At 72.7% G+C, this 22292-nt stretch carries 20 protein-coding genes; 12 read left to right on the top strand and 8 right to left on the bottom strand.

From position 1 onward, the window contains the following. Positions 1 to 235 precede the first annotated feature (235 nt). Positions 236 to 418 (bottom strand): cypemycin family RiPP, encoded by a 183-nt coding sequence (locus tag E0F75_RS10370; protein ID WP_187622221.1) that lies wholly within the window; start codon positions 416 to 418, stop codon positions 236 to 238. A gap of 586 nt (positions 419 to 1004) precedes the next feature. Between E0F75_RS10370 and E0F75_RS10365 the strand changes: the two genes are divergently transcribed. Beyond that, entirely contained in the window at positions 1005 to 4259 is a 3255-nt protein-coding gene (locus E0F75_RS10365) for a tetratricopeptide repeat protein (RefSeq protein WP_187622220.1), read from the top strand. Positions 4260 to 4370: 111 nt separating this feature from the next. Here the strand turns inward: E0F75_RS10365 and E0F75_RS10360 are convergent, their stop codons facing one another. Continuing rightward, the gene (locus tag E0F75_RS10360) at positions 4371 to 4616 is read right to left on the bottom strand and encodes a hypothetical protein (protein ID WP_187622219.1); all 246 of its coding nucleotides are present in this window, start codon (positions 4614 to 4616) and stop codon (positions 4371 to 4373) included. Further along, positions 4609 to 5490, bottom strand: a complete 882-nt coding sequence (mca, locus tag E0F75_RS10355; RefSeq protein ID WP_187622218.1) for a mycothiol conjugate amidase Mca — start codon at positions 5488 to 5490, stop codon at positions 4609 to 4611. Before mca ends, E0F75_RS10360 begins: the two co-directional genes overlap by 8 nt. Before the next feature lie 98 nt (positions 5491 to 5588). Here mca and E0F75_RS10350 point away from each other — a divergent pair, with 98 nt between their 5' ends. The 4 genes from E0F75_RS10350 to E0F75_RS10335 all read left to right on the top strand — a co-directional run bounded on the left by E0F75_RS10350 (position 5589) and on the right by E0F75_RS10335 (position 11733). After that, positions 5589 to 5990: a DUF4307 domain-containing protein gene (locus E0F75_RS10350; protein WP_187622217.1), complete on the top strand. Its 402-nt coding sequence runs from the start codon at positions 5589 to 5591 to the stop codon at positions 5988 to 5990. A gap of 189 nt (positions 5991 to 6179) precedes the next feature. Continuing rightward, positions 6180 to 6677 (top strand): transcription elongation factor GreA, encoded by a 498-nt coding sequence (greA, locus tag E0F75_RS10345; RefSeq protein WP_187622216.1) that lies wholly within the window; start codon positions 6180 to 6182, stop codon positions 6675 to 6677. Between the two features lie 256 nt (positions 6678 to 6933). Beyond that, a complete protein-coding gene (locus E0F75_RS10340) occupies positions 6934 to 9324 on the top strand; it encodes a PQQ-binding-like beta-propeller repeat protein (protein ID WP_229312632.1) in 2391 nt (796 codons plus the stop codon). 21 nt (positions 9325 to 9345) lie between these two features. Further along, positions 9346 to 11733, top strand: a complete 2388-nt coding sequence (locus E0F75_RS10335; protein ID WP_187622215.1) for a protein kinase — start codon at positions 9346 to 9348, stop codon at positions 11731 to 11733. A 47-nt stretch (positions 11734 to 11780) separates the two neighbouring features. Here E0F75_RS10335 and E0F75_RS10330 read toward each other — a convergent pair whose 3' ends face one another. From E0F75_RS10330 to ilvA, 3 genes are all read right to left on the bottom strand, one after another. Further along, positions 11781 to 12578 carry an ABC transporter permease gene (locus E0F75_RS10330; protein WP_187622559.1) on the bottom strand — a complete coding sequence of 266 codons (798 nt, stop codon included), beginning with the start codon at positions 12576 to 12578 and terminating at the stop codon, positions 11781 to 11783. Positions 12579 to 12583: 5 nt separating this feature from the next. Then, complete coding sequence (locus E0F75_RS10325; RefSeq protein WP_187622214.1) at positions 12584 to 13624, bottom strand: ATP-binding cassette domain-containing protein; 1041 nt, start codon at positions 13622 to 13624, stop codon at positions 12584 to 12586. Positions 13625 to 13760: 136 nt separating this feature from the next. After that, positions 13761 to 14990: a threonine ammonia-lyase gene (gene ilvA, locus E0F75_RS10320; protein WP_187622213.1), complete on the bottom strand. Its 1230-nt coding sequence runs from the start codon at positions 14988 to 14990 to the stop codon at positions 13761 to 13763. A 149-nt stretch (positions 14991 to 15139) separates the two neighbouring features. On the opposite strand from ilvA, the gene E0F75_RS10315 reads away from it, so the two are divergent. The 4 genes from E0F75_RS10315 to E0F75_RS10300 are packed head-to-tail and all read left to right on the top strand — an operon-like array spanning position 15140 to position 16736. After that, complete coding sequence (locus E0F75_RS10315) at positions 15140 to 15727, top strand: MarR family winged helix-turn-helix transcriptional regulator (protein ID WP_187622212.1); 588 nt, start codon at positions 15140 to 15142, stop codon at positions 15725 to 15727. A 31-nt stretch (positions 15728 to 15758) separates the two neighbouring features. Next, positions 15759 to 16241: a sigma factor-like helix-turn-helix DNA-binding protein gene (locus E0F75_RS10310; protein WP_187622211.1), complete on the top strand. Its 483-nt coding sequence runs from the start codon at positions 15759 to 15761 to the stop codon at positions 16239 to 16241. Beyond that, the gene (locus tag E0F75_RS10305) at positions 16238 to 16489 is read left to right on the top strand and encodes a hypothetical protein (RefSeq protein ID WP_187622210.1); all 252 of its coding nucleotides are present in this window, start codon (positions 16238 to 16240) and stop codon (positions 16487 to 16489) included. Before E0F75_RS10310 ends, E0F75_RS10305 begins: the two co-directional genes overlap by 4 nt. A gap of 55 nt (positions 16490 to 16544) precedes the next feature. Next, entirely contained in the window at positions 16545 to 16736 is a 192-nt protein-coding gene (locus tag E0F75_RS10300; RefSeq protein ID WP_187622209.1) for a DUF1059 domain-containing protein, read from the top strand. A 49-nt stretch (positions 16737 to 16785) separates the two neighbouring features. Here the strand turns inward: E0F75_RS10300 and E0F75_RS10295 are convergent, their stop codons facing one another. Together E0F75_RS10295 and E0F75_RS10290 are read right to left on the bottom strand one after the other, a co-directional pair. Continuing rightward, positions 16786 to 17940 (bottom strand): cystathionine gamma-synthase, encoded by a 1155-nt coding sequence (locus tag E0F75_RS10295; protein WP_187622208.1) that lies wholly within the window; start codon positions 17938 to 17940, stop codon positions 16786 to 16788. Positions 17941 to 17985: 45 nt separating this feature from the next. Further along, positions 17986 to 19269 carry a transposase gene (locus tag E0F75_RS10290; protein ID WP_229312631.1) on the bottom strand — a complete coding sequence of 428 codons (1284 nt, stop codon included), beginning with the start codon at positions 19267 to 19269 and terminating at the stop codon, positions 17986 to 17988. A 271-nt stretch (positions 19270 to 19540) separates the two neighbouring features. On the opposite strand from E0F75_RS10290, the gene E0F75_RS10285 reads away from it, so the two are divergent. The 3 genes from E0F75_RS10285 (at position 19541) to E0F75_RS10275 (ending at position 22202) form a co-directional block, all read left to right on the top strand. Beyond that, positions 19541 to 20647 carry a hypothetical protein gene (locus E0F75_RS10285; protein ID WP_187622207.1) on the top strand — a complete coding sequence of 369 codons (1107 nt, stop codon included), beginning with the start codon at positions 19541 to 19543 and terminating at the stop codon, positions 20645 to 20647. Between the two features lie 192 nt (positions 20648 to 20839). Beyond that, on the top strand, positions 20840 to 21502 hold the full coding sequence (msrA, locus tag E0F75_RS10280) for a peptide-methionine (S)-S-oxide reductase MsrA (RefSeq protein ID WP_187622206.1): 663 nt from the start codon (positions 20840 to 20842) through the stop codon (positions 21500 to 21502). A 22-nt stretch (positions 21503 to 21524) separates the two neighbouring features. Then, complete coding sequence (locus E0F75_RS10275; protein WP_187622205.1) at positions 21525 to 22202, top strand: hypothetical protein; 678 nt, start codon at positions 21525 to 21527, stop codon at positions 22200 to 22202. Positions 22203 to 22292 lie beyond the last annotated feature (90 nt).

Genomic DNA, 22292 nt, shown 5'->3' with positions numbered 1-22292 from the left:
GAAAAAGCGTCTCCGCGGCCGCCAGAGCCTGACCGATCGCTATCGGAAGAAATACGCGATCGGCCGCTTCCTGGGCGGCTGCCGCATTCGAGGCGTGCTGCCTCCGCCACTTCCATTTCACCGGATTGTCCGTCTCCCCCGTCGCATACCTGGCCGCCGTCGTGAGTACTGCGGAACCGCGCGCCGGAGAGGCCCGGTTGTGACGGGCCTCTCCGGCGGCAGGCTCAGTCCCGCATCAGCAGACCAGGCAGATCGTGCTTCCCTGGATCACGAACTGGGCGACGGTCGGCGTGGCCGGGGTGGCCATCGCCGGCGTCTCGCAGTCCGCGTGGAAGCCCGGGGCCGCCGCGCTGAGAACGGTGTTCGCAAAGTCCTGCGCCGCCAGAGCCTCAGCGGAATTCGTGCTCGTAAGAGTCATTTCAGATCGCACTTCACTAACCTTTCGTCGGTGGTCACGCGAGCGAATGGTCCAGGCGTATCGAACGTTGCCACCCCCGTCGCCCGCTCTGAGTGAACGCGCTGCACAACGTTTGCAACTGGAAGCTGCGGACCGACCTTAGGCAGACCTTCAAGAACTCGTCAAGCGCAATTGACCCGGCAACCGCCGCATATAACACAGGAGTTGGAAAGCAACAGGAGTGACAGCTCTTTTCGGCCATCGCTACGAATCCTTTATACGGGGCGACTCGGAAGATTGAGGGCGGTGATTTCGCCGACCGCGAACGGTGTTTGAGGGGCCGCCGCGCGGGGGCGCCCCGCCACCCGGGGGCCGGGCGCGGGAGCCCCGGGTGCCGGGACCCGGGGAGCCCGGCCCGCGCGGCATCCGGCCAGTTCTCGACCCACAACCCCCTTCGCCGTTCGGCATGTCGACCGTCCCGCCGCCTCCCCTCCCTTCTCCGCTCTCGCGCCTTCGCGCCCCGCACAGCACACTGGACGCGCACCGTCCGGGTCCTGACAGGGCCTCAGGGACGGGATGGTCGGGGCACGCGCGGAGGGGGACGCACATGCAGGACAGCCATCGGGCCGAGGCTGAGCGGCTGTGGGAACGGACGGTGGAGGAGGAGCTGCGAAGCTCCGGGAGCCGGCCGGGCGCGGAGACCCTGCTCACCCGGGGCCGCGCCGCACTGGACTCGATGGCTGCGGGTGCGGGCGAGGAGTACGCGGCGTACGTACGGGCCCTGGAGAAGGGAAAGGCCGGCGCCCGGACCACGGCGAACCGTTCCTCCGGTCCGGTGTTCGGCGGTCCCGCGCTCGTCGCCGGAGTCGCGGCCGTCGCCGCGGTCGGCGCGGACCTGGCGCTCGGTACGACGACGGGGACGGCGCTCGGCGCCGGCGCCGTGGTGGCGGTGGCGGGCGCGGCGGCGACGGTGCTGAAGGCGACGGCGGGACGGGCCGCGCAGGTCGCGCCGGCGGCTGCGGCAGCACCAGCGGCGGTGCCGGACGGTGCCGTCGAGGCGGCGCGGGCGCGCTGGCTGACGGCTCTGGAGGTACGGGGCATGCGCCCGTTCCTGGAGCGGGAGCGGGTGGCGCCCACCGGCGGGAACGGGGACGCACCCCCGACCGACGCGGAAGAACGGTCCTCCTGGGACCGACGGGCGGTGGTGTCACGGCCCGAGCGGCTGCGCGGGGCCGATCGGAGCGCGGCGGCCCGGCGGCGGGCCGTACTCGAGCGGTCCTTCGGGCATCTGCCCGACCCCGGCGGGGACTTCGCGGGCCGGCGGGAGGAGCTGGCCCGGATCACCCGGTGGGTGCAGACGGGGCGCGCCTCGGCGGAGACCCGGCCGACGGTGGTCCTGCTGCACGGGGAGCCCGGGTCCGGGCGGACGGCGCTCGCGGTACGGGCGGCGCACGCGCTCCGCGACCAGTTCCGCGGCGCGTGCGTGGTGGACCTGCGGGGAGGCGCGAGCGGTGAGCGGCCCCTCGCGACCCGGGAGGCGCTGCTCCATCTGCTCAACCGGCTCGGCGCCCCGCGCGAGCGGCTCCTCTTCCGGGAGGGCGCCACGGCGGACCAACAGGTGGCGCGGCTCACGGAGTTGTACCAGCGGCAGCTGACCGGGGTGCCGGTGACGGTGATCCTGGACGACGCCGTGGACGCGGCCCAGGTGCGGGCGCTGCTGCCGGAGCGTTCCGAGAGTCTGGTCCTCGTGACCTGCCGGGAGCCGCTGGACCTGGGGGACGTGGCCGCGCACGTCCTGCCGGTGGCGGCGCTCGACGCGGCCGGGGCGGAGGAGCTGTTGCGGGCGGCGGGCGGGGCGCCGGACCCCGGCCCGTACGACGCGGAGGCGTTCGACCGGATCCGGGAGCTGTGCGGTGGACTTCCGCTGGCGCTGCGGGCGGCGGGTTCCCTGCTGCACCGGAGGTCCATGGACGATCTCGCGGAGGTGCTCGGCCGACCGGGCTCGGGGGACGGTCCGGTCGAACGTGCCCTGTGGGCACGGTACTTCGTCGATCTCGACGACGAGGCGCGGCGGCTGCTCCGGCGCCTGTCTCTCGCCGGACGGGCCTCCCTCGGTGCGGCGGCCGCCGCCGCGCTGCTCGACGGAAGCGGCGCCGAGGGCGCCCGGCTGCTGCGGGAGCTGGCCGGCGCGGGGCTGCTCGCCCCGGTGCGCGGGGAGCGGTACCGGTTGCACGACGCGGTGCGCGGCTTCGCGGCGGCCCGGCTCCTCGACGAGGAGGACGCGGCGGAGATCGCGGCGGCGCAGGAGCGGTTGATACGGAACTACGCGGAGCTCGCGGACGCGGTGATCCGGATGGTCGACGGCAAGATGTCGACCCGCGCCGACCGTTTCGACGGGCACGGCTTCGGTTCCCTTGAGGCGGCCCTGAGCTGGCTCGACGAGGAGTCCAGCTTCATCACGGCGGCCCTGCGGCACACGGAGGGCGTCGACCAGCAGACCGTGCTCGATCTGCTGGGCGCGCTCTGCGACCACTGCCTGCTGCGCGGCGACCTCTACCGGCTCGGCGAGATCAACGAACTGGCCGAGTCCGTCGGGCAGGGCCAGCTGTCCCGCTCGGTGCAGTGGCGGACCGGCATCGCGGCCCGGCAGCTCGGCGAGCTCGACAAGGCGCGGACGACCCTGACGTCCGTGGTGTCGCTCTACCAGGAGGCCCATCAGGACCCGGGGGCGGCGCTCGCGCTCTGCTCGCTCGGCATCACCCTGCACCACCAGGGCCGGCTCACGGACGCGGCGGCCCGGCTGCGGGAGGCGCTCGCGCTCCAGGAGCCGGAGGCGCTCGCCGCCGACCGCGGCTGGACGCTGCACGCGCTCGCGGCCGTGGAGCGGGACCGGGGGAACCTGGCGGAGGCGACGGCGCTGCTCGACCGGTCGCTCGCGCTGCACCGGGAGCACGAGTCCCCGCACGGCCAGGCGTGGGCGCACTTCCAGCGGGGCCAGGTGCTGCTGCTGCGGGGGGACGTGCGGGGCGCGGAGGCCGGGCTGCGGGAGGCCCTCGACGGCTACGGGCGGATCCACGACGGGCGCGGCGAGGCCTGGGCGCTGACCCAGCTGGCCAGGGCGCGGCTCGCCGCCGGGGACGCCGAACCGGCGGTCGAGGGGCTGCGCGGGGCGCTCGCCCGGCACCGGGAGCAAGAGGACGCGCGCGGGGAGGCGTGGACGCTGTTCCATCTGGCCCATGCGCTGGAGGAGCGCGGCGACCGGGACGACGCGGTGCGGGAGCTGGGCAGGGCGCGGACGATGTTCTCGCGGATGCGGGACGTGTACGGGCTGGCCAGCGCCCGGCATCATTCGGGGCGGGTCACCCGCGACCAGCTCGCGGCCCGCACCGGCGGTCTGCGCAATTCGGGCTTCGCCCGGCAGCTGCTCGTGGACGCGCGGGCGGACTTCCACCGGATCGGGGTGCCGCACGGGGAGGCCTGGACCTCCCTGGAGCTGGCGATCATCGACGCCGGCAACGCCCGGGTGCCACAGGCGCTCGGGCTGTGCGACGAGGCCCGTGCGCTGTTCGGCACGTACGGCGACCTGCGGGGCGCGGACTGGGCCCGCTTCCTGCGCTGCGCGCTGCTCCCGCACGCGGTCCAGGGGAGCCCGGAGCCGGGGACGGTCACGGCGCGCGAGGAGCTCGCGGCGCTGGTCGCGGACCGGCATCCGGCGCGCGACCCGCGGCTCGACGACTGCGCCGAGGCGTACGCGGTGATCCTGGGCCGGGGCATCCACCCGTCGACGCCCTGGCAGGCCTGGGACCTGGGCATGGTGCCGAACCGGCACGCCCGGGAGGTCCTGGGGGTGCCGGCGGGGTAGCCCGCCGTTCCACGACGGCATCCCCGGGCCCGTGCCGCCGGGACGGCCCGCCGTCGCACGACGGCGCCCCCGGGCCCGTACCGCTGGGGTACGGGCCCGGGGGCGGGTCGGCTACTTGCCGGCGGGGCCGGCCGAGGCGGCCGGGGTCTCCGGGGCGGCGGCCGGGTCGGGGGCCTCCTCGAAGTCGACCTTGCCCATGTGGCGGTTCATCGACTTCATCAGCTGCCAGACCGCGACGGCCAGCACCGCGAAGACGACGAAGCCGAGGACGCCGGGGGTCACCTTGTTCTCGTCCAGCTCTTCGGCGGCGAAGGGGACAAGCTGGGTCAGTGCCAGGTGTGCGCTCATGTCAGGCATTGTCGCGGATGCCCGCGAAGAGATCTTCCTCGGGGAGGGAGGTCGGCACCAGCGCCTTGCTGAGCTCGTACTCCTCCGTCGGCCAGACCTCCTTCTGGATGTCCATCGGGACCCGGAACCAGCCGCCGTCGGGGTCGATCTGGGTGCGGTGGGCGATCAGGGCCTTGTCGCGGATCTCGAAGAACTCCGCGCAGGGCACGTGGGTGGTCAGCGTCCGCTCCTTGCCCCCGAACTCCTTCCAGCGCTCCAGCCACTCGCCGTACGGGGACTCCAGGCCGCGCGAGAGGAGCGCCTCGTGCAGGGCGACCGTGCGGGGACGGTTGAAGCCCTGGTTGTAGTAGAGCTTCAGGGGCTGCCAGGACGGGCCGAACTCGGCCTCCGGGAACTTCTCGGTGTCGGTCGCACCGTCGAAGGCCACCATCGTGATCTTGTGGGTCATGATGTGGTCGGGGTGCGGGTATCCGCCGTTCTCGTCGTAGGTCGTGACGACCTGCGGACGGAAGGAGCGGATCTTGCGGACCAGTTCCCCGGCCGCGGTGTCGACGTCCTCCAGGGCGAAGCAGCCCTCGGGGAGCGGCGGCAGCGGGTCGCCCTCGGGCAGGCCCGAGTCGACGAAGCCCAGCCACTCCTGGGAGACGCCGAGGATCTCGCGGGCCTCGTCCATCTCCTTGCGGCGCACCTCGTGGATGTTCGCCTCGATATAGGCGTCACCCTGGAGCTGGGGATTCAGGACCGAGCCGCGCTCGCCGCCCGTGCACGTCACGACCATGACGTCCACCCCCTCGGACACGTACTTGGCCATCGTGGCCGCACCCTTGCTCGACTCGTCGTCGGGGTGGGCGTGAACGGCCATCAGTCGCAGCTGCTCAGTCAAGACTCGATCCTCAGTGATTCGACGCGGAGCGTGGTCTCTATAGTGACGGAATCGGGGGAGTGAAAATTCCGCCACCCCCGGCTTCGAGAGGATCGATCATGAGCGCGGTGCGAGAGCAGCTGCCCGAGGGGCGCTACGGACGCTCCGCGGACGAGGCGGCCGACCGCAAGCTCAAGATCACGGGCGCGGTGCTCGGTGTCCTCTTCCTCGGCATGATGGGCTGGTTCGGCTGGCACTACGTCGTCGACAGCAAGATCAGCGCCGAGATGATCAAGTTCGACGTGGTGAGCTCCACCGAGGTGCAGGTGCACCTGGAGATCCGCAAGGACGAGGGCGTCAAGGGCGTCTGCACCCTGCGCTCCCGCTCCGAGGACGGCGCCGAGGTGGCCCGCAAGGACGTCCGGGTCGACGAGCCCGCGAGCCGGGTCGACCGCGTCTACTCGCTGCGCACGACCGCCCGCGCCACCAGCGCGGAGCTCATGGGGTGTACGGCTCGGTAGCGGTGGGTAGGGACCGGGTGTCGAGTCCCGGCGAGTCACCCCGGTGACCTGGGGTGACGCCATCCCGATGGTTATGTCCTCCCGCTTTTCGCCACTCATTGTTAGGCTCGTGGTTTCGCCCACCCGGGACAGCAGAGCTTTCCCGTGTAGGGCGATGCTTTGTATTCCCAGTACCTACGAGGAGCACCTGTGACCCAGACCAGCGACAACGTCACCTGGCTCACCCAGGAGGCGTACAGCAAGCTCAAGGACGAGCTTGAGTACCTGTCTGGTCCCGCGCGCACGGAGATCACCATCAAGATCGCCGCCGCCCGCGAAGAGGGGGACCTGCGCGAGAACGGCGGGTACCACGCGGCCAAGGAGGAGCAGGGCAAGCAGGAGCTCCGCATCCGGCAGCTGACCCAGCTCCTCGAGCACGCCAAGGTCGGCGAGGCTCCGGCGGACGACGGCGTCGTCGAGCCGGGCATGGTCGTCACGATCGCCTTCGACGGCGACGAGAACGACACGATGACCTTCCTGCTCGCCTCCCGCGAGTACGCGAGCGGCGACATCGAGACCTACTCGCCGCAGTCGCCGCTCGGCGTCGGTGTCAACGGCAAGAAGGCCGGTGCCGACGCCGAGTACGAGCTGCCGAACGGCAAGAAGGCCACGGTCAAGATCCTCAGCGCGAAGCCGTACACCGGCTGAGGCACCTGCTCTCCACGAAGGGCCGGCCCCCACTGGGGGCCGGCCCTTCGCGCACCGGGGCCGTCCTTCGTGCACTGGGGCCGTCCTTCGCGCACCGGGGGCCGCCCTTCGTGCACCGGGGGCCGGCCCTTCGCGCTGCACGCACACGTCCTGTGCCGATGAGGCATGATGCGGCCTGACATCGCGTCACAAGGGGGATGGCGAAGTGCTGGGACCGTTGCGTGAGGGCGCACCACGCCTGATAGGACCGTACGAAGTGCTCGCCAGGCTCGGGGCCGGCGGGATGGGCGAGGTCTTCCTCGGGCGGGGCGGTTCCGGCGCGGACGGCACCTTCGTCGCCGTGAAGACCGTGCGGCGTGACGTCGCCGGCGACCCCGCCTTCCGGGACCGCTTCCGCCGGGAGATACGGGTCGCCTCGCTCGTCGACAGCGCGTACGCCGCCGCCCCGCTCGGCGGCGACGCCGACGCCGAGGTGCCCTGGCTGGCCACCGCGTACGTCCCCGGGCCCAGCCTCTCGCAGGCCGTCCGGCGCGGCGGCGCCCTGCCCGTGGACACCGTCCGCGCGCTCGGCACCGGCGTCGCGCGGGCCCTCACCGATCTGCACCGGGCCGGGATCCTGCACCGGGACCTCAAGCCCGGCAACGTCATGCTCTCCGTCGGCGGGCCCCGTCTCATCGACTTCGGCATCGCCCGCAGCAACACGGCCACCACCATGACCGCCACCGGTCTGATGGTCGGCACCCCTTCCTTCATGTCGCCCGAGCACGTGGCCGGCGCCCGGCGGGTGACCGCCGCCTCCGACGTCTTCTGTCTCGGCTCGCTGCTCTGCTACGCGGCGACCGGCGAGGACCCCTTCGGCGACGGGCCGCTCGCCGCCGTCCTGTACCGGGTCTCCCAGGCCGAGGCCGACCTCGCCCGGGTCCCGGAGGAGCTGCGCGGCGTCGTCGCCGCCTGCCTGGCCCTGGACCCGGCGGACCGGCCGACGCCGGAGGCGCTCGCGGAGCTGCTCGGCGGGGGCACGCCCAAGGTCTTCCCGTGGCCCGGGCCGGTGCGGGACCACATCGGCGAGTACGGGACGGAGCTCGCCCAGCTCGTCGCCTCCGGCGGGCCGCTCCTGGAGGCCGCCCCGGCAGCCGGCCCCGGGAACCCGGCGGCGAACCCGGCGGCACCCGGTCTCCACTCGGCGGCGACGCAGGCGCCGGCCTCCGCGCCGGCCGGGACCACCGGGACCGGCACAAGCGGCGCGAGCGGCGCGCCCGGCCGTCGGCGCCGGCGCCTGCTGGTCGCGGCCGCCGTGGCCCTGACCGTCGTGGCCGGTGGCCTCGGCACCTATCTGCTGTGGCCGGAGGACGCGCCGAAGAAGCCGCAGCCCTCGAAGGCGGCGCCGCCCGCCGCGCCCGTGGCCCCCCGGATCGCGGGCGTCGACGACCGGGGCCTCGCCGACGCCTCCGGTGTCGTCCCGCAGAACACCGCCCAGCGCCCGGTCGGCTGGAAGCCCTGGCAGGCGAAGCTCGGCACCTCGGCGTTCGGCTGCTCGGCCGGCGAGAAGGTGCTCGTCTGCCGGACCACGGACGGGCGGTACGAGGCGCTGGACCCGGCGAGCGGCAAGAAGCTGTGGGACGTCCCGACCCCCGAGGGCACGCCCGGCGAGACCTACGTCAGCCCCAAGGGCTTCCCCTTCACGGCCGGAGACGCCACGCGTCCCACGGTCCACGACGGCATCGTGGTCCTCGTCGCCGGTGACTCCCTCCAGGTCCGCGACGCGCGCACGGGGAAGGTGCGCTGGGAGAAGCCGGCCGCGGGGCCGCAGGGCTTCTGGGTCACCCGGCCCGTCGTCGCCGACGGGATCGTCTTCGCCGCGACGGAGGTGGCGGAGGACGCCCTCATGATCCGGGCCGCGCTGACGGCGTTCTCCCTGGCCGACGGACGCGAGCTCTGGTCGGAGGAGCTCACCAACGGTGAGACGTCCTTCGCCGAGCGCCGGCCGTACGAGCCCGTCGCCTACGCCAAGGGGATCGTCTACGCCCTCAGCCAGGGCGGGCTCGTGGCGTACGACGGCAGGAAGGGCACCCAGCTCGGGCAGGTCGACCCCGACGCCAAGGCGTGCTGGGACATCAAGGTGCTCGGTACGTCGGCGTACTGCGCCGGCGCCGGGTCCGGCAGCGACACCGACACGGACCTGCACCTGCTCGACGCCCGCACTCTGGCCTCGAAGGCGTCGCTGCCCGGCGCACTCGGCAGGACGGCCCCCACGGCGGTAGGTCCGCGTGCCGTCGTGACCTTCGACAAGGGCCTGCGGATCCTCGACCCGCGCACCGGCGGCACACTCGCCTCGTTCCCGGCCGAGCAGGCTCCGTCCGGCCTGGCCCAGAGCTGGTCCACACCGCTGCTCGCGGGCGACCAGGTCGTGTACGCCGACTACTCCTCGCTCTACACCGTGCGGCTCGGCGCCGACGGCAAGCCGGGCGGGCTCACGGTCACGCCGGTGCCGGGCGCGCCCGGTCCGCGCGCCGAGGAGACGGGCTACGACCCGAACGGCGAGTTCCTCTTCAAGAAGATCCGGCAGCCGGAGGTGCTGCCGGTGGGCGGCATCGCGTACGTCGTCTTCGACACGGGCGCCGTCGCCTCCGTCGAACTCCCCAAGTGACCTTCCGAGAGGACCTGTCCGGTGCTGGAAGCTCTGCCCGCGGGGCAGCCCCCGACGCTCGTCGGCCCCTACCGACTGCTCGCCAGGCTCGGTGCGGGCGGCATGGGCGAGGTGCATCTCGCCTGCCGGGCGGACGCGCCGACGGCCGATCCGTACCGGATGGTCGCGGTGAAGACCGTACGGAGCGACCTGGAGGTCGACGGGGACTTCCGGACCCGGTTCCGACGGGAGATCGCGGCGGCCCGGACGGTCGACGGGCCGGGAGTGGCGCGGCTCGTGGACGCGGACGCCGACGCGGCCTCGCCGTGGCTGGCGACGGAGTACGTGCCGGGTCCCTCGCTCGCGGAGGCCGTCGTACGGTCCGGGGCACTGCCGGTCGCGACCGTACGGGCCCTGGGCATCGCCCTCGCCACCGCGCTGGGGGCCGTCCACGGGGTGAAGGTGCTACACCGCGACCTCAAGCCGGCGAACGTCCTGCTCGGCAAGGCCGGGCCCAGGCTGATCGACTTCGGTATCGCGCAGGCCTTCGAGGCCACGGCACTGACCTCGACCGGTCTTGTCGTGGGCTCCCCCGGGTTCATGTCGCCGGAGCACCTGGCGGGCAGCCGCGCGGTGGTGCCCGCGTCGGACGTGTTCTGTCTTGGCGCGGTCCTCGCGTTCGCGGCGAGCGGCCAAGGGCCCTTCCAGGACGACGAGATGGCCGCGGTGGTCTACCGGATCATCCGCGCGGACGCCGACCTGACCGGCGTACCGGAGGAGCTGCGGCCGGTGGTGGAGCGCTGTCTGCGGCTCGACCCGGCCGAGCGGCCGACGGCGGCGGAGGTGGTGTCGCTCCTCGGCGACGGCCCCGGCGTCGGCCGCGGCGACGGCGTCGGCCTCGATGACGGCCCCGGCGACGGGCGGGCCCCCGAGGTCTTCCCCTACCCGGGCGGGGTGCTCTCGCTGCTCGCCGAGTACGGGGAGGCGGCGCGGACGGCCGGGGAGGCGGCGGCCTCGGGCGCGGGCGTGGCGGACCTGCCGACGCTCGGACCGGTGGTGCCGTACTCCCCCACGGCCGTCCCGAACCGTCCGGCGTCACCGCCGGCGGCCCCCGTCGAGCCGCGCCGCCGTCGATGGGGCGCGGTCGTGGCCGGTGCGGTGGCGGTCGCCGTCGTGGCGACGGCCGGCGTGGTCCTGGTGAACCGGGACGGCGAGGAGGGTGGCGGGACGGCGGGGCCCTCGGCCTCGAACAGCGCCTCCCCCGGAGCGACCGGTACGGGGAACCCCGGCCCGGCGACACTCAGCCAGGTCGTCCTGCCGTACGGGGGGAAGGGCCGTACCAACGACTTCGGCACCGCGGCGACGGACCGGGGCCACCGCCCGGCGGGCTGGTCGCCCTGGATGGTGCGGACGGCGGCGGCCGACGGCGCCTGCTCCCTCTCCCCGAAGGTGCTGGTCTGCGCGGGCTCCGGCGGCGCGCTGGTGGGGCTGAACGCGGCGGACGGCCGCGAGCTGTGGTCGGTCACGGCGCGCACCGACGCCTACGGACTGCGGTCCGCACCGCAGTACCCGGCGGTCATCGGCGACCGGGTGTACGTCACGGAGGCCGCGGGGACCGTCGCGTACGGCCTCCAGGACGGTGAGAAGCAGGGCACCCTCCCGGGTCCCGGCGCCGAGTGGGCGATGAAGGGCTCCGATCTGGCCGACGGCGTCCTCCACGTCACCTACGTGAACGTGGCGGCCGCCACGGGCGGCGGGGCGGGCGCCGGGCTCGTGACAGCGGTGAAGCCGGGCGGGAGCGGGAAGGACGTGGGCCGGGAGCTGTGGCGGGTACCGCTCGACGGCTTCCCCGAGCAGCCGGTGGCGGCCGGCGGACGGGTGTACGTCCCCCTCGGGAACGTGCCGGTGGCGCTCGACGCGCGGACCGGCAAGGAGACGGCGCGCGGGGCGGAGGGCTGCCAGGAGATCACCGTGCACGAGAAGAGCGGCAGCGTGCTCTGCTCGGGCACCCCGGACGGCTCGGTGGCCGTGCTCGACGCCGGCTCGCTGAAGCGGCAGCGGTCCCTCGGTTCGGGGGTGACGGCCGGCCCCGCCGTGAACGCGGACGGTCTGGTGGCGGTCACGAACGGGCAGACGGTGAGCGCCTACGACCTGCGGAGCGGCCGGCAGCGCTGGTCGCTGACGCCGATGATGACCGAAGGCGATCCACAGCGGGTCTACTTCGCGGGCGACCGGGTGATCACGGTGGGCAAAGGCGAGGTGACCTCCGTCGCCGCGGCCGGCCCCTCCGACGACCGGGACTTCGAGCGCTTCGAGGCCAACATTCCGGACGACTTCAGGGCGCAGGCCACCGGAGACGCGCTGGCCGCCGGAGGGGCGGTCTTCCTCGCCCTCCCCGACGGCCTCGTCGTCTCCGGCTATCTGCCCTGACCGGGCCACCCCGTACGGGGTGCTCCACCCCGTACGGTCCGGAACCGTCAGCCGTTCGCGCGCCGGTACTTGCGGACGGACAGGGTCCGGAAGATGGCGACGATCAGGACGGAGTAGATCAGCGACGCCCACACCGGGTACTGCATCGGCCAGGCGTCGGACGGTGACAGGCCCGGATCGCCGAAGAGTTTGCGGCAGGCCTGGACGGTGGCGCTGAACGGGTTCCACTCCGCGACGGGCTGGAGCCACCCGGGCAGTTTGCTGGAGTCCACGAAGGCGTTCGAGATGAACGTCACCGGGAAGAGCCAGATCAGACCGCCCGACGTGGCCGCCTCCGGGGTGCGGACCGAGAGGCCGATCAGGGCGCCGATCCAGGTGAAGGCGTAGCCGAGGAGGAGCAGCAGGCCGAAGCCGGCCATGACCTTCCCGAAGTTGGTCGGCGCCGCGTAGCCGGGGCGCCAGCCGATGATCAGCGCGACGATCGCGAGCACGAGGAGCGTCAGCGCGGTCTGCACGAGGTCGGCCAGGGTGCGGCCGGTCAGGACCGCGCCGCGGGCCATCGGCAGCGAGCGGAACCGGTCGATGAGGCCCTTGTGCATGTCGTCGGCGATGCCCGCGCCCGCGCCCGCCGTGGCGAAGGTGACGGTCTGGGCGAAGATGCCGGCCATCAGGAAGTTCTTGTAGACGTCCGGATCGGTGCTGTTGCCGATCTGCATGGAGCCGCCGAAGACGTACGTGAAGAGGATCACGAACATCACCGGCTGGATCAGGCCGAAAAGGATCATCTCGGGAATCCGGGACATCCTGATCAGGTTCCTGCGGGCGATCACCAGGGAGTCGTTCATGGTGCTCACTCGGCCGCCTCCTTCACGCGCTTGCCGCCGCGGTCGCCCGGCCGGGACTCTCCGCCCGACCCGCCGTTCTCCTCCGCCTCCCGCTCGGCCGCATGGCCGGTGAGGGAGATGAAGACGTCGTCGAGGGTGGGGCGGCGCAGCCCGATGTCGTCGATCTCGACGCCCACCGCGTCCAGGTCGCGGATGACCTCGGCGAGCAGCTTCGCACCGCCGGCGACGGGGACCGTGAGCTTGCGGGTGTGGTCCTCGACGGACACCTCGCCGTGGCCGATGCCCTCGATGCCGTAGCGCGCGAGGACGTCCCGGGCGTCGCCGATCATCCCCGACTCGTGGACGACGACCTCGACTCGCTCACCGCCCGTCTGGGCCTTGAGCTGGTCGGAGGTGCCGCGCGCGATGACCTTGCCGTGGTCGACCACGCAGATGTCGTGGGCGAGGTGGTCGGCCTCCTCCAGGTACTGCGTGGTGAGCAGCAGGGTCGTACCGCCCGCGACGAGCTCCTTGATGACCTCCCACAGGCCCTGCCGGTTGCGGGGGTCGAGGCCGGTGGTCGGCTCGTCCATGAACATGACCGGCGGGGACACCACGAGGGCGGCCGCGAGGTCGAGGCGGCGGCGCATGCCTCCGGAGTACGTCTTCGCGGTGCGGTCGGCGGCGTCGGCGAGGTTGAAGCGCTCCAGGAGCTCGTCGGCCCGCACCTTCGCGTCCTTCGCCCTCATCTGGTAGAGCTGCCCGACCATCTGCAGGTTCTCGCGGCCGGTGAGGTACTCGTCGACGGCCGCGAACTGGCCGGAGAGCCCGATCCTGCGGCGCACCTCGTCGGGGTCCTTGAGGACGTCGATCCCGGCGACGACGGCCCGGCCGCTGTCGGGCTGGAGGAGGGTGGTCAGCACGCGCACGGCGGTCGTCTTCCCCGCGCCGTTCGGGCCGAGCAGACCCAGGACGGTGCCCTCGGGGACGTCGAGGTCCACGCCGTCCAGAGCTCGTACGTCACCGAAGGTCTTCACCAGACCCTCGGCATAGATCGCGCCTGGCATGTGGGTACTCCCAGGGAGATACGAACGTTGAATTCGGGCGTTTCCCACCGATCCTAGGTTCGCCCGAGCCGCCCCGCCCAGTGAATTCGTGACCTGGGACACATGATCATGCGACGGGGCGGGCACGGGGCGGGACTCAGCCCAGCACCGTGTACCCCGCGTCCCGCAGGGCGTCCGCCACCTCGCGGCAGTGCTCCGGGCCCTTCGTCTCCAGGTGCAGCTCGACCTCCGCCTCGGTCAGGCCGAGCCGCGGATCGGTCCGCACATGGCTGACGTCCAGGACGTTCGCGTCGGCGACCGTGAGCACCGCGAGCATCGTCGCCAGGACCCCCGGCCGGTCCGCGACCCGCAGCCGCAGGCTCAGATAGCGGCCCCCGGCGGCCATGCCGTGCCGCAGGATGCGCTGGAGCAGCAGCGGGTCGACGTTCCCGCCGGACAGCACCGCCACCACCGGGCCCTTGACGGACTTCGGGTCGCTGAGCAGGGCCGCCACCGGGCTGGCACCGGCCGGTTCGACGACCAGCTTCGCCCGCTCCAGACAGAGCAGCAGCGCCGAGGAGAGCGCGTCCTCGGAGACCGTACGCACCTCGTCGACGTACTCCTGGATCAGCGCGAACGGCACGTCGCCCGGCCGTCCCACCTTGATCCCGTCCGCCATCGTCACCGGCGACTCGATCACCACCGGGTGTCCGGCGGCCAGCGAGGGCGGGTAGGCGGCGGCGCCCTCGGCCTGCACCCCGATCACCTTCACGTCCGGGCGCAGCGACTTCACCGCGAGCCCGATGCCCGCGGCGAGACCGCCGCCGCCGATGCCCACCAGGATCGTCCGGACCTCCGGGCACTGCTCCAGGATCTCCAGGCCCACCGTGCCCTGCCCGACGATGATGTCGGGGTGGTCGAAGGGATGGATGAAGACGGCCCCGGTCTCCCGCGCGTACCGCTCCGCCGCCGCCAGCGTCTCGTCCACGACATGACCGTGCAGCCGGACGTCGGCGCCGTACTCCCGGGTCGCCGCGACCTTCGGCAGCGGCGCCCCGACCGGCATGAAGACCGTCGCGTGCACGCCGAGCAGATTCGAGGCGAGCGCCACACCCTGCGCGTGGTTGCCGGCCGAGGCGGCGACGACCCCGGCCGCCCGCTCCTCGGGCCGCAGCCCCGCGATCCGCACGTACGCCCCGCGCAGCTTGAACGAACCGGTCCGCTGGAGGTTCTCGCACTTGAGGTGGACGGGCGCTCCCACCAGCGACGACAGATGGCGGCTGCCCTCCATCGCGGTCGTCCGGGCCACCCCGGACAGCATCTTCTGCGCCCCCCGTACATCGTCGAGCATCAGCCGGTGCAAGGGGTCTGGCGTACGGAAGCTCATGACAGCAAGTCTCGCAGCTCACGGCCCTGGTGGCCGCCCGGCGACCAGGTGCCCCAGCGGGTTTGCGCAGCCCCGGTACGGACCTCCCCGGGGCCGCGTACTCTGTCCCCCACCAACCGACCACCCCCGCACGAGAGAGACCCACAGCCATGCCCACATCTCAGGACATGACGACTGAGTTCGACCCCGGTCTCCTCGACGCCCTCCAGCACCAGGTGGCCGTCTTCGCCCGCCGGGCCGAACAGACGCGCCTCGGTGGCACCGGGCAGCTCCGCAACTCGATGGACCGCGCCGCGTACCTGCTCCTCAACCGCCTTGACCAGGAAGGCCCGATGGGCGTGAAAGCCCTCGCGGCGGGCATGGGCATCGACTCCTCGACGGTCACCCGCCAGGTCGCCCCGCTCGTCGACACCGGCCTGGTGAAGCGCACCTCGCACCCGGAGGACGGGCGCGCGGTCGTGCTCCAGCTGTCGCCCCGCGGGCTCGCCCGCCTGGAGGAGGTCCGCTCCTCGCGCCGCCAGCTGATGGTCGAGGTCACGGAGGGCTGGACGCCGGACGAGCGGGAGTCCTTCTGCACCCTGCTCACCCGCTTCAACACCGCCCTGTCCGTACGGCAGTCGGCGCACACGGGCGGACCGGCGACGGAGTCCGCGGCCACGGCGGCGCCCGCGCCGGCGGCCCCGTCCACGACCGAGGGCCCGGCCGACGGGTCGAGCGAGTCCGCGCAGACCTCTTGACCCCGCCCCCGCGCTGTCCTCAGATGAGGACGTGGCAGAGCAGCGGAACGGACCCCGCGCCGAACGCGCCCACCGCGCCCGGGAATTCGACGCCTTCGTGGCCGGGGCGGCGGGCCGGCTGCTGCACACCGCGACCCTGCTCACCGCCGAGACCCGCACCCGCAACCCGTACGCCCAGGCCCTGCTGACCGCAGCCCTGGCGCACACCTACGCGGTGTGGGGGCGACCGCAGGACGATGATCCGTACGAGCTCACCCGGCGCGAGCTCGCCGCCCGCTTCGCGCGCACCGCCTGGCGGCACCACGGCGGCCGGGGCGGGGTGCTCTCCGCCCTCCACCCGCAGGAACGGCTCGTCGTCGTCCTCCGGCTGTACGAAGGGGTCGCAGAGGAGCAGGTCGCGGCACTGCTCGGAGTGCCGGAGGCCCGTGTCAGGGCCGTCCACGCCCGGGCGGTGGCCACCCTGAGGGCGGCCAGGGGCAGCACGGGGAATCCTGCCGGGAGGACCGCCGCATGAGCCGGTACGAGGACAAGGAGGCGGCCGTCCGGCGGCTGCTCGACACCCCGCACCCGCCGGTCCCCGGCGACCTGGCAGGGGCGGCCGCGGAACGCGGAGCCCGCCTGCTCCGGCGGAACCGGGCGGTGCGACGGGCGGCGTGGACGCTGTTCGCGCTCGCGGTGCTCGCCTTCGTGCTCTGGGCGTCGGTGGCACAGCCCTGGGAGGCCCCGGCGGCGGAGACCACACCGCCGTTCGACGGCTTGTGAGGACGGTCCTAGCCTGGAAGGAGGGGCCTGCCCGCAGGCCCGTCAGGAGGTCGTCATGGCCAGGAAAGCAACCGACTGCCGGGACGCCCCCAGCGTCTCCGGCTGCTCGCTCTACATCTCGGGCGAGGAGGAGGAAGTGCTTCGGGCAGCCGTCGAGCACGCGGTCTCCGTGCACGAGCACACGGACACGCCCGAGTTCCGCGAGGAGGTCCGCGGCTACCTGAAGGAAGCCCTGCCAGGGACCTGAACGACGACGGAGGGCCCGGGCCCCCACGGAGCCCGGGCCTCCGTACCGGCTAGCCCAGCGCCTGACGCAGGTCGGCGAGCAGGTCGTCGACGTTCTCGATGCCCACCGAGAGGCGGACGAGGTCGGCCGGGACCTCCAGGGCGGAGCCCGCGACGCTCGCGTGGGTCATCCGGCCCGGGTGCTCGATGAGGGACTCGACGCCGCCGAGGGACTCACCGAGGGTGAAGAGCTGCGCACGGTTGCAGACCTCGACGGCCGCCTCCTCGCCGCCCTCCACGCGGAACGAGATCATGCCGCCGAAGGAACGCATCTGCTTGGCGGCGATCTCGTGCCCCGGGTGCTCCGGGAGACCCGGGTAGAGGACCTGGGTCACCTTCGGGTGCTGGGTCAGCATCTCGACGATCTTCTCGGCGTTCTCGCTGTGCCGGTCCATGCGGACCGCGAGGGTCTTGATGCCGCGCAGCACGATCCACGAGTCGAAGGGACCGGCGACCGCGCCCATCGCGTTCTGGTGGTACGCCAGCTCCTCGCCGAGCTCCTCGTCGGCCGTCACCAGCGCGCCGCCGACGACGTCGGAGTGGCCGCCCATGTACTTGGTCAGGGAGTGCACGACGACGTCCGCGCCCAGCGCCAGCGGCTGCTGGAGGTACGGCGAGGCGAAGGTGTTGTCGACGACGAGCTTCACGCCGGCCTGGCGGGCGACGCCCGCGATCGCCTCGATGTCGGTGATGCCGAGCAGCGGGTTCGACGGGGTCTCGACCCAGATCAGCTTCGTACGGTCGTTGACGGCGGCGCGCACCGCTTCGACGTCGGAGGTGTTCGCGACGGAGAAGTCGACGCCCCATCGCTGCACGACCTTGGCGAAGAGCCGGAACGTTCCGCCGTAGGCGTCGTTCGGGATGACCACGTGGTCGCCGGGCGCGAGGAGCGCGCGCAGCAGGCAGTCCTCGGCGGCCAGGCCCGAGGCGAAGGCCAGACCGCGCCGGCCGCCCTCCAGGGCCGCCAGGTTCTCTTCAAGGGCCGTACGGGTGGGATTGGCGCTGCGGCTGTACTCGTAACCGCCGCGCAGCCCGCCCACGCCGTCCTGCTTGTAGGTGGACACCTGGTAGATGGGCGGGACGACCGCGCCGGTCAGCGGGTCCGCGGTGTTGCCCGCATGGATCGCGCGGGTCTCGAAGCTCTGGTGAGAGTGCTGGTCGCTCATGTGTCAGGAGCGTAGTCCCGAGAGGCCCCCGGCGCCGCGATCGTCTCAACGAGTGTCCGTTTCCTGGACAATGGACACGTGACTCCTCCCCCTCATCAATGAGGGGGCTTCTCGCCAGGCCGGTGAGGCTTCGCGACGGGCCAGCCCGGCCCGTAGAACGTTCCGAGCGCCCACCGTGTCCGCGTGGGCCGAGTGGCCGCACGAAACGCAGTGGAACTTCTCCTGTGTGGGCCGGCTCTCCTTGGCGACGTGCCCGCATTCGGGGCAGGTACGGGAGGTGTCTCGGGGGTCCACGGCGATCACGTCTCGTCCGGCGCTTTCAGCCTTGGCGTGCAGGATCGTCAGGAACACCCCCCATCCGGCATCTGAGATCGAACGGTTGAGCCCGGCCTTCGCGGCGGCCCGGTTGGCCAGGAAGACGCCCGGCGTATCGGGGTCGGGCTTCGGGGCGGGTGCCTTGACCATGTTGCAGATCTTGAGGTCTTCGTGAGCGATGAAGTCGTGTTCGCGGACCAGGTCCAGGGCGGTCTTGTGTGCGTGGTCGAGCCGCCGGCGGCGGACCTTGCGATACAGGTCGGCAACCCTCTCAACAGCCCGCTGGTGATTTCGCGTGCGCTTGTCGCGACGCACACGGGGGAACCGGGCGAGGGCCTGCTGCGCGGCTTCAAGGCTCGCGGCGGCTTTCCGGCCATGACGGGGGTTGGGCACGAACCCGCCGCCGGAGTCGGCAAGGAAGTTGGATACGCCCATGTCGATACCGGTCACGCTGCCTGTCCTGGGCAGCGGCTCGGGGGTGGCCTGCTCGGCGGTGAGGATCACGTACCAGCGCTTGCCCTCGCGCTTGGCGGAGACGGTCTTGACCTTTCCGACCACTGGCCGGTGCTGGTTGACCTTGACGTGCCCGACACCCTGAAAACGGACGCGGGTGCCGGGATCGTTCGGGGTGGAGTCCCAGCGGCAGCCGTCGCCGTCCTTGGGGAAGTCCACGGTGTCGAACCAGTTCACGCCACGGAAGCGGGGGTAGCCGGGCGTCTCGCCGGCCTTGACCCGGCGGAAGAACGCTGCGAACGCCTTGTCCAACCGGCGGAGCGTGGCCTGCTGGGAAGAGAACGACCAGCGGCCCTGACGCTCCGGATCGAATGCCCGGATCTCCTTGAGCTGCGCCGACTGCTGCCCGTACCTGACGCTCGACTTCGACGCGTGCCGGTAGGCGTCCCGACGTTCCTGCAACGCGCCGTTGTAAAGAGAACAGTGATCGCGCAGCATCTCGCCCAGCGCGATCGACTGGCCCATGGTGGGCCGTATGAGGAACTTGTACGCACGGATCACCGGGCCCACCCCCTCCCAGGCCGTTTCGCTTGCGTCACCACGTATCGGCGTGAGGTCTTCGACGACGACATTCTGACCCGCTGCGCATCGATCATGCGGGACGTCTGCGAGACGGCTTCACAAGCATCAGCTCCCGGTACTCGTGCGCCGAGCACACCGGCCGGAGCCGCAGAAAACGCCGCCCCGGAGCCGCAGAGAACGCCGCCGCTTCGCGGGTCCGGGCTGAGGAACGCATTCTCGCTCGGCCGGGACTACCTGCGAAGATTCAGGTATGGAGATTCTCTGGTTCCTGATCGCGCTGGGCCTGTTGTTCGGCGTCCTCGGCCCCTACCTGCTGCGCCGCCGCGGTGGCGGGATCCGGCAGGTCGCTCCGGGCGCCCCGGACGCGGCGGATCCGGAGGCGTACGGATTCGTGCGTCAGGAGGACCAGGACGTACGGCTCCCGGGCGCGGACGACGAGCTCCTGCACGTCCTCGACGTCGTCCAGGCCACCCAGGACTGGCGGGCCGCGTCGCGGCTGCTCGCCGCCACCGACAAGGAGGGCGAGGTGCGCTGGCAGCGCGTCCAGGCCTTCGCGGGCGCCGCGTCCCTTGAGCTCCAGGAGCGGCCGGGCGTCGGCGGCGCGTGGCTGCGGACCTGGCGGGCGGAGGCCCCGAAGGACGCGGGCGGCGCGGCGGTGCACGGCGAGTTCCTGGTGCAGCAGGCCTGGCGTTCCTCGGCGGCGGGGACCGACGACTTCCGGATCATCCTGGAGGAGGCGCGGAAGGTCTCCGACGAGGCGGCGCTGCTCGCTCCGGGCGACCCGGTCCCGTACATCACGCAGCTGGCCGTGGCCCGCGGTCTCGGCTACAGCCACGAGGAGTTCGACCAGGTGTGGGCGCGGGTCATCGACCGGGCGCCGCAGCACATGGGCGCCCATCTCGCGGCCCTGCACTACTGGTGCGAGAAGTGGCACGGCTCCCGCGAGGAGGCCGACCACTTCGCGACGACGGCCGCGGCGCGCGCCCCGCGGGGTTCGCTGCTCGCGGCGCTCCCGCTGTTCGCGGTGTACGAGCACGTGCCGGACGTGGTGCTCGTGCAGGACTTCTTCCGTACGGCCGTGGTGTCGAAGGCGATGGACGGCGCGCTGTACGCGGTGCACTCGGCCCGTCCGGACGACCCGATGCTGGCGCACGTCCGTCATCTGCTCGTCTGGTTCCTGGTGCGCGGCGAGCGCTGGGCGGAGGGCATGCACCAGCTGGTGAAGGTCGACGGGCACGTGGGCGCGGTGCCGTGGACGCTGAGCGGTGACCCGGCGGCGGAGTTCACGGTCTTCCGGAACCTGGCGGTGGCGGGGTACGAGGCGAACGGCGGCAACCCGGCGACGCTGCCGCGCTGACGGCGCGGCGGACGGTCGCGGCGCGCGGACGGTCGCGGCGCGCGGACGGTCGCGGCGCGCGGCACTCCCGCACACCGCTTCCCCGGCGCGCGGCGCGCACGACGCCTCCGGCGGGCGGGGAGGGGCCCCTCGGGAATCCCTCCCCGCCCGCCGGCGTTGTGACCACTGCCGACCGTCGAGGAGAGATGCAGCATGTTCCTGTCCCGCACCCCCGTCCTCCCCACTCCCGAGCAGGCCCTGCGCGGCCGTCCCGAGCCGGAGTTCGCCGTTCCCGAGCGCCACACGGTCCTCGGCAACCCGCTCCTCGGCCCGTACCCGGAGGGCCTGGAGGTCGCCGACTTCGCCCTCGGCTGTTTCTGGGGTGCCGAGCGCAAGTTCTGGCAGACCGACGGCGTCTGGACCACTCTCGTCGGCTACCAGGGCGGCTACACGCCGAACCCGGCCTACGAGGAGGTCTGCTCGGGCCTGACCGGTCACACCGAGGTCGTCCGGGTCGTCTTCGACCCGTCGAAGGTCTCGTACGAGTCCCTCCTGAAGCTCTTCTGGGAGTCCCACGACCCGACCCAGGGCTTCCGCCAGGGCAACGACGTGGGCACCCAGTACCGCTCGGCCGTCTACACCCACTCCCCCGCCCAGGCGGCGACCGCCGACGTCTCCCGCGAGGCCTACCAGAAGGTCCTGACGGGCTCCGGCTACGGCACGATCAGCACCGAGATCCTCCCGGCGGAAGGCCGGACCTTCTATCCGGCGGAGGGATATCACCAGCAGTACCTGGACAAGAACCCGGCGGGCTACTGCGGCATCGGCGGAACGGGCGTCTCCTGCCCGATCGGTGTCGCGAAGGCCGACGGCTGACGAGGGGCACGGGCTTCCTCGGGTGAGTTTCGGGACCTACGCGCGGCGGGTGCGCGACGAGCAGGCGTCGCCCGTGCGTCGGCACAGGGCGCTGCGGTGTGCCGTCGGGGAGTACGGACCGCTCGGCTTCCACGCGACCTGGGCCTACCTCGCCGCGACGGCCGTGCCCGCGCCGGACCTCCGGCGGGACACGGCCGCCCTGCTGCGCGCGCTCGACACGCTTGAGGCGAGCCGCGCCGCCAGGATCGAGGAGATCGCGGTCTTCGCGGCCCGCCGCCGGGTGGAGAAGGCGGCGGGCGTCCGTGTTCCCCGGGGCGGGGATCCCCTGGCGCCGCCGTGGCGGCCCCGCTGGCCCGGTGGGGCCGGGCCCTCTCGCCTGGGGCTCGTCGCCGCCGTGGCGACGAGTCGTACCGCGTTCCTGAAGCTTCCGCACCCCGATCCCACGCTGCTCTCCGACGACCTCGGGCACCGGTTCGCAGACCTGCACGGCCGTCTCGACGCCTGCGCGGCCGCCTGGCTCGCCGCCCTCGGACAGCCCGACGGGCCGACCCGGGACGAGTCCGCCGGCATCGTCGCCGACATCCGCCGCCGGATCTCTCCGGGCCACGCGCCGCTGAACGTGCCCCTCCTCCAGTGGCTGCGCTTCGCGGAGCTCCTCGACTACGCCGTAAAAGCCACGGCGGTCCCGCACTCGCCGTAGCTACACTCGGGCGTATGGGTTCGTTCTCCTTCTTTGTCTGATTCCGGCCGCGGACACGGTGTGACCCGCTGATCCGGCGCCCTCGGGGCG

The organism is Streptomyces sp. CB02980, from assembly GCF_014451325.2.
Taxonomy (GTDB): Bacteria; Actinomycetota; Actinomycetes; order Streptomycetales; family Streptomycetaceae; genus Streptomyces.
The sequence above is the reverse complement of the archived record's forward strand: the minus strand, read 5'-3'. Positions and strand labels throughout refer to the sequence as shown.

Coding starts and splice junctions, on each gene's coding strand:
- E0F75_RS10370 (WP_187622221.1), bottom strand. CDS start 418: ATGACTCTTACGAGCACGAATTCCGCTGAGGCTCTGGCGGCGCAGGAC.
- E0F75_RS10365 (WP_187622220.1), top strand. CDS start 1,005: ATGCAGGACAGCCATCGGGCCGAGGCTGAGCGGCTGTGGGAACGGACG.
- E0F75_RS10360 (WP_187622219.1), bottom strand. CDS start 4,616: ATGCCTGACATGAGCGCACACCTGGCACTGACCCAGCTTGTCCCCTTC.
- E0F75_RS10350 (WP_187622217.1), top strand. CDS start 5,589: ATGAGCGCGGTGCGAGAGCAGCTGCCCGAGGGGCGCTACGGACGCTCC.
- E0F75_RS10330 (WP_187622559.1), bottom strand. CDS start 12,578: ATGAACGACTCCCTGGTGATCGCCCGCAGGAACCTGATCAGGATGTCC.
- E0F75_RS10325 (WP_187622214.1), bottom strand. CDS start 13,624: ATGCCAGGCGCGATCTATGCCGAGGGTCTGGTGAAGACCTTCGGTGAC.
- ilvA (WP_187622213.1), bottom strand. CDS start 14,990: ATGAGCTTCCGTACGCCAGACCCCTTGCACCGGCTGATGCTCGACGAT.
- E0F75_RS10315 (WP_187622212.1), top strand. CDS start 15,140: ATGCCCACATCTCAGGACATGACGACTGAGTTCGACCCCGGTCTCCTC.
- E0F75_RS10305 (WP_187622210.1), top strand. CDS start 16,238: ATGAGCCGGTACGAGGACAAGGAGGCGGCCGTCCGGCGGCTGCTCGAC.
- E0F75_RS10300 (WP_187622209.1), top strand. CDS start 16,545: ATGGCCAGGAAAGCAACCGACTGCCGGGACGCCCCCAGCGTCTCCGGC.
- E0F75_RS10295 (WP_187622208.1), bottom strand. CDS start 17,940: ATGAGCGACCAGCACTCTCACCAGAGCTTCGAGACCCGCGCGATCCAT.
- E0F75_RS10285 (WP_187622207.1), top strand. CDS start 19,541: ATGGAGATTCTCTGGTTCCTGATCGCGCTGGGCCTGTTGTTCGGCGTC.
- msrA (WP_187622206.1), top strand. CDS start 20,840: ATGTTCCTGTCCCGCACCCCCGTCCTCCCCACTCCCGAGCAGGCCCTG.